This window comes from Streptomyces sp. NPDC030799, from assembly GCF_055572255.1.
Genome location: NZ_JBVIDS010000003.1, coordinates 442,380 through 455,910 on the forward strand (window position 1 = coordinate 442,380; position 13,531 = coordinate 455,910).

Annotated in this window: 11 protein-coding genes; 6 read left to right on the forward strand and 5 right to left on the reverse strand. The window is 71.1% G+C overall.

Annotated elements, in window-relative coordinates; translation table 11 throughout:
- Positions 1-156 precede the first annotated feature (156 nt).
- Positions 157-825 carry a TetR/AcrR family transcriptional regulator gene (locus ACZ41I_RS09515; RefSeq protein ID WP_399769366.1) on the reverse strand — a complete coding sequence of 223 codons (669 nt, stop codon included), beginning with the start codon at positions 823-825 and terminating at the stop codon, positions 157-159.
- Positions 826-967: 142 nt separating this feature from the next.
- Here ACZ41I_RS09515 and ACZ41I_RS09520 point away from each other — a divergent pair, with 142 nt between their 5' ends.
- The 3 genes from ACZ41I_RS09520 to ACZ41I_RS09530 all read left to right on the forward strand — a co-directional run bounded on the left by ACZ41I_RS09520 (position 968) and on the right by ACZ41I_RS09530 (position 3,334).
- Complete coding sequence (locus ACZ41I_RS09520; protein WP_468513697.1) at positions 968-2,158, forward strand: cytochrome P450; 1,191 nt, start codon at positions 968-970, stop codon at positions 2,156-2,158.
- Between the two features lie 8 nt (positions 2,159-2,166).
- Complete coding sequence (locus tag ACZ41I_RS09525) at positions 2,167-2,388, forward strand: ferredoxin (RefSeq protein ID WP_399769370.1); 222 nt, start codon at positions 2,167-2,169, stop codon at positions 2,386-2,388.
- Between the two features lie 256 nt (positions 2,389-2,644).
- Positions 2,645-3,334, forward strand: coding sequence for a GAF and ANTAR domain-containing protein (locus tag ACZ41I_RS09530; RefSeq protein ID WP_363218900.1), 690 nt, complete (start codon positions 2,645-2,647; stop codon positions 3,332-3,334).
- Between the two features lie 41 nt (positions 3,335-3,375).
- Here the strand turns inward: ACZ41I_RS09530 and ACZ41I_RS09535 are convergent, their stop codons facing one another.
- Positions 3,376-4,959 (reverse strand): alpha/beta hydrolase, encoded by a 1,584-nt coding sequence (locus tag ACZ41I_RS09535; RefSeq protein WP_468513698.1) that lies wholly within the window; start codon positions 4,957-4,959, stop codon positions 3,376-3,378.
- A gap of 394 nt (positions 4,960-5,353) precedes the next feature.
- On the opposite strand from ACZ41I_RS09535, the gene ACZ41I_RS09540 reads away from it, so the two are divergent.
- Together ACZ41I_RS09540 and ACZ41I_RS09545 are read left to right on the forward strand one after the other, a co-directional pair.
- Complete coding sequence (locus tag ACZ41I_RS09540) at positions 5,354-5,728, forward strand: VOC family protein (RefSeq protein WP_363218902.1); 375 nt, start codon at positions 5,354-5,356, stop codon at positions 5,726-5,728.
- A 216-nt stretch (positions 5,729-5,944) separates the two neighbouring features.
- On the forward strand, positions 5,945-8,620 hold the full coding sequence (locus ACZ41I_RS09545) for an MFS transporter (protein WP_468513699.1): 2,676 nt from the start codon (positions 5,945-5,947) through the stop codon (positions 8,618-8,620).
- A 123-nt stretch (positions 8,621-8,743) separates the two neighbouring features.
- On the opposite strand, the gene ACZ41I_RS09550 is transcribed toward ACZ41I_RS09545, so the two are convergent.
- From ACZ41I_RS09550 to ACZ41I_RS09560, 3 genes are all read right to left on the reverse strand, one after another.
- Positions 8,744-9,916, reverse strand: coding sequence for a carboxylate-amine ligase (locus ACZ41I_RS09550; RefSeq protein WP_468513700.1), 1,173 nt, complete (start codon positions 9,914-9,916; stop codon positions 8,744-8,746).
- 261 nt (positions 9,917-10,177) lie between these two features.
- Positions 10,178-10,903, reverse strand: a complete 726-nt coding sequence (locus ACZ41I_RS09555) for an FAD binding domain-containing protein (RefSeq protein ID WP_468513701.1) — start codon at positions 10,901-10,903, stop codon at positions 10,178-10,180.
- Between the two features lie 213 nt (positions 10,904-11,116).
- Complete coding sequence (locus ACZ41I_RS09560; RefSeq protein ID WP_468513702.1) at positions 11,117-12,277, reverse strand: alpha-hydroxy-acid oxidizing protein; 1,161 nt, start codon at positions 12,275-12,277, stop codon at positions 11,117-11,119.
- A 110-nt stretch (positions 12,278-12,387) separates the two neighbouring features.
- Between ACZ41I_RS09560 and ACZ41I_RS09565 the strand changes: the two genes are divergently transcribed.
- Positions 12,388-13,425: an Lrp/AsnC family transcriptional regulator gene (locus ACZ41I_RS09565; protein WP_399769385.1), complete on the forward strand. Its 1,038-nt coding sequence runs from the start codon at positions 12,388-12,390 to the stop codon at positions 13,423-13,425.
- Positions 13,426-13,531: the final 106 nt, after the last annotated feature.

Genomic DNA, 13,531 nt, shown 5'->3' on the forward strand with positions numbered 1-13,531 from the left:
TCGGCCGTCGTGGCATTTTCAATTGTCCGGCCGTACACGCCGTTCAGGACGACACGGCAGCGATGCACGGCGGCGCAGGCCGCAATGGCGGCGGCGGCACCGCCGAGGAGCGTGTCGATCAGCCGCTCGTGGACGTGCAGGGCGCCGTCGGCCTGGTCAGCGGCGCTTGGCCGGGTGTTGGTCCGCTCCTCGGCCCCCGGGCGCCTTCTCGTCGTGCAGGAGTCCTTCGAGTGCCGTGAGTACGTGGCCGCAGATCTCGTCCGGTTCTGCGCTCGCCAGCGGCTCCTGGCCGACCACGACCCGCATCAGGCCGATACCGAGCAGCCAGGCCATGGCGAGCTGTGCGCGCAGCTTGCTGTCGTCGGCGGAGGAGAGGGCGGCGAGGGCGGCGGCGTACTCCTCCCCCAGCGCGCGTACGGTGTCCGGGGCGGCATCGGCGCTGCCGATGGAGCGCAGGTAGACGGCCAGCAGTCGGTCCGCATCGGGTTTGCCGCCCTCGGCCAGGACGCCGCGCAGCGCGGTCTCGAACAGCCGGTCCGTGGGCGTGCTGATCAGCTGCTCCTTGCCACCCTGCGCCATGACCTCGGTGAGCAGGGCCTTTTTGGATCCGAAGTAACGGAATATGAGTGCCTGGTTCACCCCTGCGCGTCCGGCTATGTCGCGGACGGTGGCCGCCTCGTATCCGCGCTCGGCGAAGACCGCGCCGGCCGCGTGCAGGATGCGCAGTCGGGTCCCGCGGGCGTCACGCGGACGGTGCGGGGAGTCCTCGCTCGCGGGGCCGTCCCCGGGCTGGTCCTGCTGCCGCGTGTGCTCGCCGATGTCCACCCTCTGCTCCTTCTGCCGTCCGCCGTGAGCCCGCTCCGCGCCTGCCCGAGGAGCCGTCAGAGTAACGGCCGGTTAGCGTCGTTGACCTCCAGGTGAGCGCCTCCTAGCGTTGTAAGCGTGTGCTTACACCAGGGAGGCAGCAGTGACTGCAACGGACCCCGCACCCCTCGCCTATCCCTTCAACTCCAGCCATGACCTGGCCTTGTCCGAGGCGTACGAACGAGCCCGGGACACGCCGGGGCTGTTACGCGTCCAGCTGCCGTACGGGGAACCGGCGTGGCTCGCCACCCGCTATGCGGACGCCCGGCTGGTCCTGGGCGACCAGCGCTTCAGCCGGGCCCTGGGCCTCGAACACGACGAGCCGCGCGCCTCCGAGGGCAGGCGGGAGAGCGGGATCCTCGGCATGGACCCGCCCGACCACACGAGGCTGCGTTCGCTGGTCGCCAAGGCCTTCACCGTGCGGCAGGTAGAAAAACTCCGGCCGCGGATCCGGGAGCTGACGTCCACGCTGCTGGACGAGATGGAAGCGGCAGGGCCGCCGGTCGACCTGGTCGACCGCTACGCCCTGCCCATTCCGGTCGCGGTGATCTGCCGCCTCCTCGGGGTACCGGAGGAGGACCGCCCGCGATTCCGCACGTGGAGCGACGCGGCGCTGTCCACCAGCTCGCTCACCGCCGAGGAGTTCGACCGGAACCGAGAAGAGCTGCGGGCGTACATGGCCGAGCTGATCGCCGCCCATCGCGGGCAGCCCCGGGACGACCTGATGACGGCGCTGATCGAGGCGCGCGATCACGACGACCGGCTGTCCGAGCTGGAACTCGTCGACCTGTGCGTCGGCATTCTCATCGCCGGCCACGAGACCACGGCCACCCAGATCCCCAACTTCGTGCTCACCCTTCTCGACCATCCGGAGGCGCTGTCCCGCCTGCGTGCCGAGCCCTCGCTCATCACCGGCGCGGTCGAGGAGCTGCTGCGCTTCGTGCCGCTGGGCAGCGGTGCCGGTATGCCCCGCTACGCCAAGGAGGACATCGAGGTCGGTGGCACCCTGGTGCGGGCCGGGGAACCGGTGCTGGTCGCCATCGGCGCGGCCAACCGGGACGCGCTGCGCTTCACCGCGGCCGGCACGCTCGACTTCTCCCGGAGCGGCAACGCACATCTGGGCTTCGGCCACGGCGTCCACCACTGCCTCGGGGCTCCCCTGGCCCGCCTCGAACTGCAGGAGGCCGTCGGCGCGCTGGTGGCCCGGTTCCCCCGGCTGCGCGTCGCCGGGGACATCACCTGGAAGACCGAGATGCTGGTGCGTGGCCCTCGCGTCATGCCGGTGAGCTGGTGAGGCGGCCCATGGGCTGGCAGCTGCACATCGCCTCCGACCGCTGTATCGGCTCCGGGATGTGCGCCGGGGCCGCACCGGACCTGTTCGCCCTGGACGACGACCATGCGCGCCCCGTGCGCGAGCGCATCGCGGAGGACGACGACCGCGCCCTGGAGGCCGCCGACATCTGCCCGATGCTGGCCATCACCGTCCGGGACGCCGACGGGAGGGAGATCGCTCCCCGCGAGTGAACCTCCGCGCCGGGCCCCGTCCCGGCACGGTCGCGCCGACGATCGGCCGATCGGCCCGCCCCGCCGCCCGTGGTCCTCCGCCGGCGGGCCGCCGTCCCACCCGGCCGAGTGGCACCGTCCGGGGCAGAGAGCCGTTCTTCCGGCACAGGGGCCGGACGGGCCCGGGGAACCGGGATGTCTCACGCACACGCGGTCCGGCTTGCGTGGAATGCTGGGACACGGCCTGTCCGGGACGAACCGAGAGGCGGAGGACACGATGGACTGGGCTCGGTTCGCAGAGCAGATGGCGGCGATGGCGCGGGATCTTCTGGCGCAGAAGTCGGTCGGCGCCACCCTGGAACGGATCACCGCTTCGGCCACCGAGCTGGTCGAGGGCTGCGACGCGGCCGGCATTCTGGTGCTGCACGGCACGAAGGTGCAGACGCTCGCGCCCACCGGGCAGCTCGTCGTCGACAGCGACCGGCTGCAGGAGCGGTTGGGTGAGGGGCCCTGCTTCGACGCGGCGCGCAGCAGCGCAAAGGAGCGGGTTTTCCGCATCGCCGACTTCACCCGGGAGCAGCCGCGCTGGCCCGCCTTCGCCCCCATGGCCCATCAGCTGGGTGTGGGCAGCATGATGGGGTTCCTGCTGTACACCGAGGACGAAGAGCTGGGCGCGCTGAACCTCTACTCGTGCAGGCCCGGCGCCTTCCCCGAGACCAGTGAACTGGCCGGCTGGCTGCTGGCCTCGCATGCGGCGGTCGCGTTCTCCAGTGCCCGCACGCACGCCCAGATGGAGCACGCCGTCGCCACCCGCCACATGATCGGCGAGGCGATGGGCATTCTCATGGGGAGCCACCGCCTCACCGAAGAGCAGGCGTTCGACGTGCTGCGCCGTTACTCGCAGGAGAACAACATCAAGCTCCGGGAGGTCGCCCGCCGGGTCTGCGAGCGGGGCAGTCTGTCATGACCGCAGCAGAGCCGGCCATGTCACCGGCTCCGTCAGCCGCGTCAGAAGCGGGGCGACTGCGGTGTGTGCGACGGCCCGGGGACGGGAAGGGACGTCACGCCGGGGCTCCGGCGGCCGGACGGCTTGCAGGTGACGTCACGGGCCGGAAGCCTGCCGTTGCTCAGGAAGGCGTTGACGGTACGGTCGGCGCAGGCGCGTGGGTCTCCTGAGTAGACACCGTGGCCCTCACCTCCCTTGACGTACACCATGCGTGAGCCCTTCAGGGCGTCATGCATACCGAGGCCGCTGGCCAGGGGTGTCTGGGAGTCCCACTGGTTCTGGACGGTGAGCACACCCAGGGTGTTGTGCACTTCGGTGACGGGCTCGGCCGGTTCGGTCCAGAACGCGCAGGGGGTGATGTTGGAGGCGAAGTCGCCGTAGAGGGGGTACGTGGCCTTGTCCCGGATCGCGTCACGCCGGTACTGCTCGGGGTCGCGTGGCCAGGCCGCGGTGTCGCCGCAGAGCACGGTCCAGAAGACCACGGAGGCGTTGTCGGTCGGCTGCTGTGCGGCGGGGGCCTGCGCAAAGCGCGGTTCCGGTTGCCGGTCCGGCGCGGGGGAAGGACGCAGGGACGCATGGCCGTCGGCGGCCTTCTTGAGCCTGACGACCTCATCGGCCGCGGACTTGGGCCTGAAGAACCCGGCGCGCAGTGCGGCCCGGATGTCGTCCCCGGTGAGTTTCTGGCCGGCGTCGTCGATCGGAGTGCGGTCGGCCCGGGCGATCAGGTCCCAGAACGTCTTCTTCACCTGCGCCGGGGTGTTGCCGAGGCCGTAGGTGCGGTCGTGCCGGGCGGTCCACTTCGTCCAGCGGGTGAACGCCGGCTCGGTGCCCTCGGCCCAGACCTGGATCATCCCGCGCCACACCCGGGCGGGGTCGACCGCGCTGTCCAGGACGAAGCGGTCGGTCCGCGTGGGGAACATCTGCGCGTAGACGGCGCCCAGGTAGGTGCCGTAGGAGTAGCCCAGGTAGGAGATCTTCTTCTCGCCCAGAACGGCGCGGATGACGTCCATGTCACGGGCGGTGTTGCGGGTGGTGAAGTACGCGAGCCGGTCGCCGTTCTCGGCACGGCACTTGTCGGCGACGGTCCGGGCCCACTTGACGTCCCGGCTGAACGTCGCCGCCTTGTAGGGGTGTTCGATGTTCTGTTCCCTGGGCGTGAGACCGCAGGTGAGCGGGGTGCTGCGGCCCACGCCGCGCGGGTCGAACCCGATGAGGTCGTACTGCTCGCGCACGTTCTTCGGCATCGCGTTCTTCATCATGACCGGCATGTCCAGGCCCTCGCCGCCCGGTCCGCCGGGGTTGAAGAGGATCGCGCCGTGCCGTTTGCCGGGGACAGCCGTCTTCATACGGGAGATGGCCAGCTTGATCTTCTTGCCGCCGGGGCGGCTGTAGTCCAGCGGTACCTGGATGGTGGCGCACTGGAACGCCGCGGGCTGTGACGGGGCGCATCGGTGCCAGGCGGGCTTCTGGTTCTCGAATCTCCTCAGTGGTTCCGCCGCGGATGCCTGTGCCGCCGGCACGAGGGCGGGGAGCAGCGTTGCCGTGATCCCCACGGTGAGCAAGGGCGCGATGCGTCCGGTCCGCACGATGGCCGTTCCCTTCGGTCAACTTCCAGTGAGGAACGAGCTTTTCGTGCCGGCGGAGCCCACGGATCCGTCTACGGGGCAGACTTGCTACGACTCCCGGCGTACACAGAAAGAGACGTGCGGAGGAGAACCGGAACGGGCTGAACTCCGTCCCCGCCACCTCCCAAGGCGAGGACGGAGGGCTTATCCGGTTGGCGCGGCCTGCAAGATCAAGTAATGTCCTGTGATGTGAACACCGGACCGGCGCTACGCCACACACGGATTGGTCTTCCGGTGGAAGGCTGATCGCACAGCGGGTGCGCAGAACGCACCCCCTCGGTTCGGCACGTGGACCCCCTCGCGGTCGTGCACCGCGATTCCGTTTCCCGTGCCGGACAACAACGAGGTCAGCCGCATGACAGTCACGTTCAACCACACCATCATTGCCGCCAAGGACCGCCACGAGTCGGCCCGGTTCTTCCGGGAGCTCCTGGAACTTCCGGAAGCACCGTCCTGGGGCCCGTTCACCAACATCCAGCTCACCGACGGCGTACTGCTCCAGTTCGCCGAGCCGCCGGTGGAGATCCAGATGCAGCACTACGCGTTTCTGGTCGACGACGAGCTGTTCGACCGGGCGTACCGGCGTCTGCGCGAGGGCGGCGTCGAGCACTGGGCCGATCCGCAGATGCGACGCCCGGGCGAGATCAACAACGAGCACGGCGGTCGAGGGGTGTACTTCAAGGACCCCGCCGGTCACGCGATCGAGCTGATCACCCGCCCGTATCTGTAACGGGTGCCACCGGTCACCGCCGTCGCAACTGGTCGAACGGGTGGCGAGTCGTCGTCGCCCGTTCGGCCGGTGCACCAGCGTGATGCACCCTCCTCTCCCCGGGATCTAGACTCACTTGGTAGCCGCAAGCAACGGATAGCGAGTGATGAGCGACACGGGTAGCCCTCCAGCCGGGCAGTGCGCGGGTGGCGGGGCGAGGCAAGGAGATCTGCACGCATGACCACGCCCGCGTCCCCGCCCCGTGGGGAAGCCGCCGCGACAGCCCCGTCGGCCCCGCCGGCCGGCCGACTGACGCACCGCCAGATCATGACGATCCTCAGCGGCCTGATGCTGGGGATGTTCCTCGCGGCGCTCGACCAGACCATCGTCAGCACCTCGATCCGCACGATCGCCGACGATCTGCACGGACTCAGCTCCCAGGCGTGGGTCACCACCGCGTATCTGATCACGTCCACCATCAGCACGCCGCTGTACGGAAAGCTGTCCGACCTCTACGGACGCAAGCCCTTCTTCCTGGCAGCCATCAGCATCTTCATCGTCGGCTCGGCGGCCTGCTCGTTCGCCACCTCGATGACCGAGCTGGCCGCCTTCCGGGCCTTCCAGGGCATCGGCGCCGGCGGTCTGATGTCACTGGCGCTGGCGATCATCGGTGACATCGTGCCGCCCCGGGAGCGGGCCCGGTATCAGGGCTACATGCTCGCGATGTTCGGCTCCTCCAGCGTGCTCGGCCCGCTGATCGGCGGTTTCCTGGCGGGCCGCGGCAGCATCCTGACCATCGCCGGCTGGCGCTGGGTGTTCCTCGTCAACGTGCCGGTCGGCGTCATCGCCCTGTTCGTCGTCGCCAAGGTGCTGAACCTCCCGCACACCCGGCGCGAGCACCGCATCGACTGGTGGGGCGCGCTCACCATCGCCGTCGGTGTGGTGCCGCTGCTGCTCGTGGCCGAGCAGGGGCAGGACTGGGGCTGGACGTCCGCGAAGGCCTGTGTCTGCTATGCGGTGGGCGCGGTCGGCCTGGTGGTGTGGATCTTCGTCGAGCGGGCCATGGGCGAGGAGGCTCTGATCCCGATGCGGCTGTTCCGCAGCTCGGTGTTCAGCAAGATGAGCCTGCTGTCCGTGCTCATCGGCATGGGCATGTTCGGCGGGATGATGATGGTTCCGCTGTACCTGCAGATCGTGAAGGGCGTCAGCCCCACCAGGTCCGGCCTGCTGATGCTGCCCTTGATGGTCGGGATGATCTCCGGGACCATCGTGGTCGGACGCATCATCCAGAAGACCGGCAAGTACAAGATCTTCCCGATCATCGGCACCGCGCTGATCATCGCCGCCATGCTGCTGTTCCACTACCGCGTGCAGTGGAACAGCCCGCTGCCCGAGACCATGGCCTACATGGCACTGTTCGGTATCGGCCTCAGCGGGTGCATGCAGATACTGACACTGGCCGTGCAGAACGCCGTGGAGCCCAAGGACATGGGCGTGGCGACCGCGTCGGCCACCTTCTTCCGGCAGATGGGCGGCACCGCCGGTACCGCGGTCTTCCTCTCGGTGCTGTTCAGCACCGTCGGCGACAAGATCGGCTCCGCCTTCCGGGCCGCGTACGAAACGCCCGGCTTCCAGGCCGCGCTCCATGACCCGGCCGTACGCTCCGATCCCGCGAACGCCCCGGTGCTGGAGATGTTCAGGCACCCCCGGGCGGGCGGCGGGAGCGGCTCCGGCGTGCTGAACGACTCCTCGTTCATCCAGCGGCTCGACCCGCGCCTGGCGCAGCCGTTCAAGGCCGGCTTCACCGACTCGATGCAACTGGTGTTCCTGATCGCGGCGGCCGTGATGGTGCTGGGCTTCCTGGTCGCTCTGTGGACCAAGGAGGTGCCGCTGCGCAAGGTCTCCGGTCTGGAGGCGCAGGCCGCCGAGGAGAACCGCGGCCCGGCCGCGGAGCCCGGCCAAGCTGCGGAGCCCGGCTCAGCTGTGGAGCCGCCCGCGGCCACCGCCGAAGGGTCGGCTGCCGTGGAGTCAGCCGTCGGCGCGACCCCCGCCGACCGGTCCGTCGCCCGAGCCGAGCCCGCCGCCGGAGGCGCACCCGTCGCCGGAGCCTCCGCGGAGGGGGGCGGACCCCCTCACGGCGCCCCGTCGTACGGCGTTCGCGGCCGGGTGCTGGACGGCGCGGGCAGGCCGGTGCCGCAGGCCGTGATCACCTTGATCGACGTCGAGGGACGGCAGCTCGACCGCGCCGTCAGCGCCGAGGACGGGGGCTATGCGGTGAGCGTCGCGCGCCCCGGCACCTATGTGCTGATCGGCGCCGCCGGCGCGCGGCAGCCGCAGGCCGTCACGGTCCTCGTCGGCAACGAGCCGGTCGGGTGCGACCTCGCGCTGAGCGGCAGCGCCGCCCTCACCGGATCCGTCCGGGACGCCGTCGACGGACACCCGCTGCCGGGCGCCCTGCTGGTCGCCACCGATGTACGCGGCGAGGTCGTCTCCTCGGGCACCTCGGCCGCCGACGGCACCTTCCTGCTCGCCGATCTGGTCCCCGGCAGCCATACGCTCACTGTGAACGCGCCCGGCCACCGCCCCACCGCCCTGCCGGTCGAGGCCACCCCGGGAACGACGGGGGCCTACGAGGTCCGCCTCGAACCCGGCGCCCGGCTCCATGGTGTGGTCAGCACCGCCACCGGCAGGGCGCTCGCCGACGCCAAGGTCACTCTGCTGGACGCGGCCGGGAACGTGGTCGCAACGGCGGTCACCGGCCCCGACGGCGCCTACGGTTTCACCGACCTCACCGGCGGCCGGTACACCGTCATCGCCGGCGGTTGTCCGCCGGTCGCCGCAGCACTGCGCGTGGACGCAAGCGGCGTCACCGACCACGACCTCGAACTGTCCCACGAGGACTCGCACCGGTGACCCACGTCGGGAGCCGGGAGCGGTGATGCCGGTGAGGCCCAGGAAGTCGGCGCGGCAAGGACCCGCCGACTCCCTGGGCGTCCGGCGCCGCGGTACCCACCCCGGAGAAGACCGCCTGGCGCGTCATCCGGGAAGCTCGACAGCGAGGTCGTCCACCACTGCCTGCAGGCGGCCTCCGTACTGTTTCGCGACACGCCGCTGGCGCGCGCAGCCGGTCCCGTCGACCTGGACATCGCTCAGCCAGTCGCCGACGCACTGGTCGTCGCCGTACCGGCTGAGGTACGGCTCCACCCGTTTCCACAGCTCCTCGACCAACCGGCCGACGGACGTGACCACGCAGTCGCGGGTGTGGGTGGCGGGCAGGGTGCCGGCCGGACCGTGCCGGGCGGCCTGCCAGCATGCCGCCCGCAGCAGCAGGTCGGGGACCTCGGGCGCGTATTCGCCGGCGCGTGCCGCCTCGACGGCGTGCCCGACGAGGCCGCGGACGAGCAGCGCGTACGCGGTGGTGGTCCCGGCGTCGGGCATCACGTCCGCGATGCGTACCTCGATGGTGGGAAGATGCGCCGAGGGCCGCACGTGCCAGTAGATCATGCCCGAGTCCATCGCCGCTCCGGTGGCCACGAGTTGGTCGACGACCCGTGCGTAGTGGGCCGCGCCCCGCAGATAGGGGGGCGGCCCCGCAGCGGGCCACCGGCTCCAGACCATGGAGCGCCAGCTCGCGTAACCGGTGTCCGATCCGCCGCTGTACGGGGAGTTGGCGGTGAGGGCCAGCAGCAGGGGCATCCAGCCGCGCAGGTGGTTGACCGCCTCCACGGCTTCTTCCCGTTCGGCCACGCCGACGTGCACGTGGCAGGCGTTGACGCCCTGCTCGTGGACCAGGAGCCCGAAGCGGCGGGCGAGGGCGAGATAACGCGGCTGGTCGAGGAGGGGCGGTGGCCCGGTGCGACCGAGGACCGCCGTGCCGCTGGGCACCAGCAGGCAGTCGTACTCGGCGGCCGCGGCGGCCGCACCGGCGCGTAATCGCAGGATCTCGGCCTCCAGTTCGGCGGCCGTACGGCACACCGCACTGACCGTCTCCACCTGGGACTGCGAGAGTTCGGGGGTGACATGTGGCGCGCCGAGGTGCGCGCGGGCGGCAGGTACGACGGACAGGGATCTGTACACGGCCGACCTGCTGTGCCGGTCGGCCAGGACGAACTCCTCCTCCACTCCGACTGTCGGCGGTGCGGTCGCCTCCGGCGGGAACCCGGGCCCGCCGGCGGCAACAGGGGTCACGGCATCAAGCGGCTCTGGCACGTCCATCCCCTTCGGGAGACACGGGACACCGGCATCACTCGTCGTGGGCTGTGCGCGTCTCACTCTCCTCGCTGGCGAGCTCGGGCGCATGGGCCACTCCCTGCCGGACAACGGGTGGGAACCGCCATGCTGCGCCGTCCGCCGAGGCTGCTGCAAGCGGTTGCCAAGCCAGCCTCAGGGCATGCGGGCCGCGCGTTCGGCGGGAGGTGCTGCGGGACGAAGCAGTGTGCCGGGGGGCGGAGCGGCTGGCGCTCCGCCTCGTCACTCCGTGCTGTGCTCGCCGAGCAGACCGGTGACCTGTGCGTGGACGGCTTGCCATGCGGAGGCCGGCAGGTCACTCAGGGCGGTCTCGCTCAGCGAGTGCAGGGTCTCCTCGGCGTCGGTGGCGGTGGTGCAGCTGACGCTGCCGCTGAGCACGTCATGACCGTCGCGGACGGCGACCCGCAGGCGGTTGCCGCTGTTGTCGGCGTGGACCGCCGAGGCGACGACGAGGGGTGGCGGTCCGCCTGTCTCTCCGGCCAGTTTGCGGTAGGAGGAGGCGAGCGGTGTACGCCAGCGCAGGCTGACGAGGACGGGACGCTTGGCCACCAGCTCGGCCATGTCCGTCTCCTGGAGGCCGTCGGATTCCAGCACTGTCGCCCGGGCGTCCAGGACGAGTGCCGCGGGCAGCAGACAGCGCAGCGTGCTGCCGACGAGGTTGCCGCCGACCGTCGCGGTCCGCCGCACGGCTCCGGTGCCCACCATGGCGGCGGCCAGGCGGAGCACGTCCGGAACCCGGTCGTCGATCCGGTGCAGGACCACGGCGCCGCCCACCGTCTGCCGCCCCAGTACGTTGGCCTCCGGCAACTCCCGCAGTGACATGGCCTGTTCGGGAAATCCGTCCCGCTGCCAGGTGGCCCAGACGAGGGTCGCCCCGCCGATCGGCACGGCACCCTCGGCCAGGCACGTCTGGGCTTCGGACACGGATGTGGGCAGCCTCAACAGCACAGCAGCCGACCTGCCTTCCGGAGAACTCGGATCCGTATCGGTGGGTGATGTTCTGGCCAACCACCCACCGCGAAGGCAGTCTTCCCGCCCCTGCGGGGGCGCGTACAGGGCTCACACGAGCACGGGGTGTGCCGCGCGGCCCGCACCGCCCGGTTGCGAGCTCTCCGGGCGCCTCTCGCAGCCGGACGTCAGGGGCGCACGGACCGTCCCGGGTCAGCGGATGCGGCGGAGGGCGTCGGGCGTGAGGTCGGCCAGGGTGGGGTAGCCGTCGACGGCCATGAGGAGGTCGGCCTCCGCGAGCACCGAGCGCAGGACATGGACGATGCCGTCGGTCCCGTCGAGGGCCAGGCCATAGGCGTACGGGCGGCCGATGCCGACGGCGGTCGCCCCCAGGGCGAGGGCCTTGACGATGTCGGCGCCGGAGCGGATGCCGGAGTCGAAGAGGACCGGCAGGTCACCGGCGGCCTCGGCGACGCCGGGCAGGCAGTGCAGCGCGGGCAGCCCGCCGTTGGCCTGGCGTCCGCCGTGGTTGGAGCAGTAGACGCCGTCCACGCCGGCGTCCCTGGCGCGGCGGGCGTCGTCGGGGTGGCAGATGCCCTTGAGGATCAGCGGCAGGTCGGTCATCGACCGCAGCCAGGGCAGATCGTCCCAGGTGAGCGGGTTGCCGAAGGTCTGCGCCCAGCGCATCACCGCGGCTGCCGGGTCGTCCTCGGGGGACTTGGCGAGACGGGAGCGGAAGACCGGATCGCTGGTGTAGTTGGCCAGGCAGTGTCCGCGCAGCTGAGGGAAATTGCTGACGGCGAGGTCACGGGGACGCCAGCCGGTGATCCAGGTGTCGAGAGTGACCACGATGCCCTTGAAGCCGGCCTTTTCGGCACGGTGGACGAGGCTCTCGGCCAGTTCCCGGTCGGTGGGCGTGTAGAGCTGGAAGAAGCCCGGGGTGCCGTCGAACTCGGCGGCCACCTGCTCCATCGGGTCGACGGTCAGGGTGGAGGCGATCATCGGCACACCGGTCCGGGCGGCGGCGCGTGCGGTGGCGAGGTCGCCGTGGCCGTCCTGGGCGCACAGCCCGATCACGCCGATCGGAGCCAGGAACAGCGGCGCGGGCAGGCGCATGCCGAACAGGTCGACCGACAAGTCCCGTTCCCTCGCGCCGACCAGCATGCGCGGGACGAGACCCCACTGCTCGAAGGCGGTGACATTGGCTCGCTGGGTGTACTCGTCCCCGGCGCCGCCCGCGACGTAGGAGCGCACCGACGGGGTCATCGCGGCCAGGGCCGGCGCCTCCAGTTCCGCGCAGGTCATCGGCAGCCGCGGTGCCACGCCGTGCAGCCCGGCGAGGTAGATCTCGTTCTGGTAGTCGGCGAACGCCATGGTCCGGTCCTCCTGCTCCGGCCCGCCCCGTGCGGGCCCTGCCGCTTCCACAGTGCAAGACTGGCCATGGAAGGCAGGGGAAACGCAGGATTCTCGCCAGGGAGCCCGTAGTGGTGCAGGAAGGTGCACACGAGCTGAGCGAGGACGACCTTGCGCTGATCCATGCGCTGCAACTGCGGCCGAGAGCCTCGTGGACCGAGCTCGGCCGTGCCCTCGGGGTGGACCCGGTCACCGTCGCCCGCCGCTTCAACCGCCTCACCGAGCACGGCACGGCGTGGGTCGCGCTCTCACCCGGCCCGCGCCTGCTGGACCGGATATGTCTGTCCTACGCCCAGATCGACTGCGCCCCGGGCGCCGCGGCCTCCGTCTCCCAGGCCCTGAGCGGCCATCCGCACATGCTCACCCTGGAGCGCTCCGCCGGCGGCCACGACATCCTCGCCACCGTCGCCACCCGTGACCTGCACGCCCTGTCCCGCTACACCCTCGACCTGCTCCCGCACGTCCCCGGCATCACCGCCGTCCACGCCCGGATCGTCACCCACATGTTCACCGAGGGCGGCCGTTGGCGCATCGCCGCCCTCGCTCCCGACCAGCGCGCCCGGCTCAGCACTCCGCCCGCCACCCGGTCGCCGCGGCCCGGGCCCAGTGACCTCACCGCCTTCGACCGCGCCCTCCTGGGCCGGCTGGTCCACGACGGCCGCGCCTCCTACCAGTCGCTGGCCACCGCCCTGGGCGTCAGCCTGTCCAGCGCCAAACGCCGCATCGAGCAGCTGATCCGACTCGATGTCCTGCGCTTCCGCTGTGATTTCGCCCGCCCCCTCGGCGGCTGGCCCGTCGCCGTCACCTTCTGGGCCAGGGTTCCGCCCGCCGACCTGCCCGCCATCGGCCACGCCCTGATCCGCCTGCCCGAAACCCGCAACTGTGCCGCGGTCACCGGCCCGCAGAACCTCGTCGTGCAGGCCAGCCTGCACTCCGTGGACGACGCCCTGCGCCTGGAGACCCAGCTCGCCACCGCCCATCCCAGCCTCGACATCGTCGACCGCGTCATCACCCTGCGCCACGACAAGCTCCTCGGACGCCTGCTCGACGCCTACGGGCGGTCCACCGGCATCGTCCCGCCCGATGTCTGGGCCGAGCCCGCCATCTGACGGTACGTCAGCTTCGAACCCCCGACTCGTCACGCCGCCGGACGCACCCGCTCGTCACCCGGCACCCGCGCCGCGTCGTACCGTTCTCACGCCTGGGTCCTGGAAA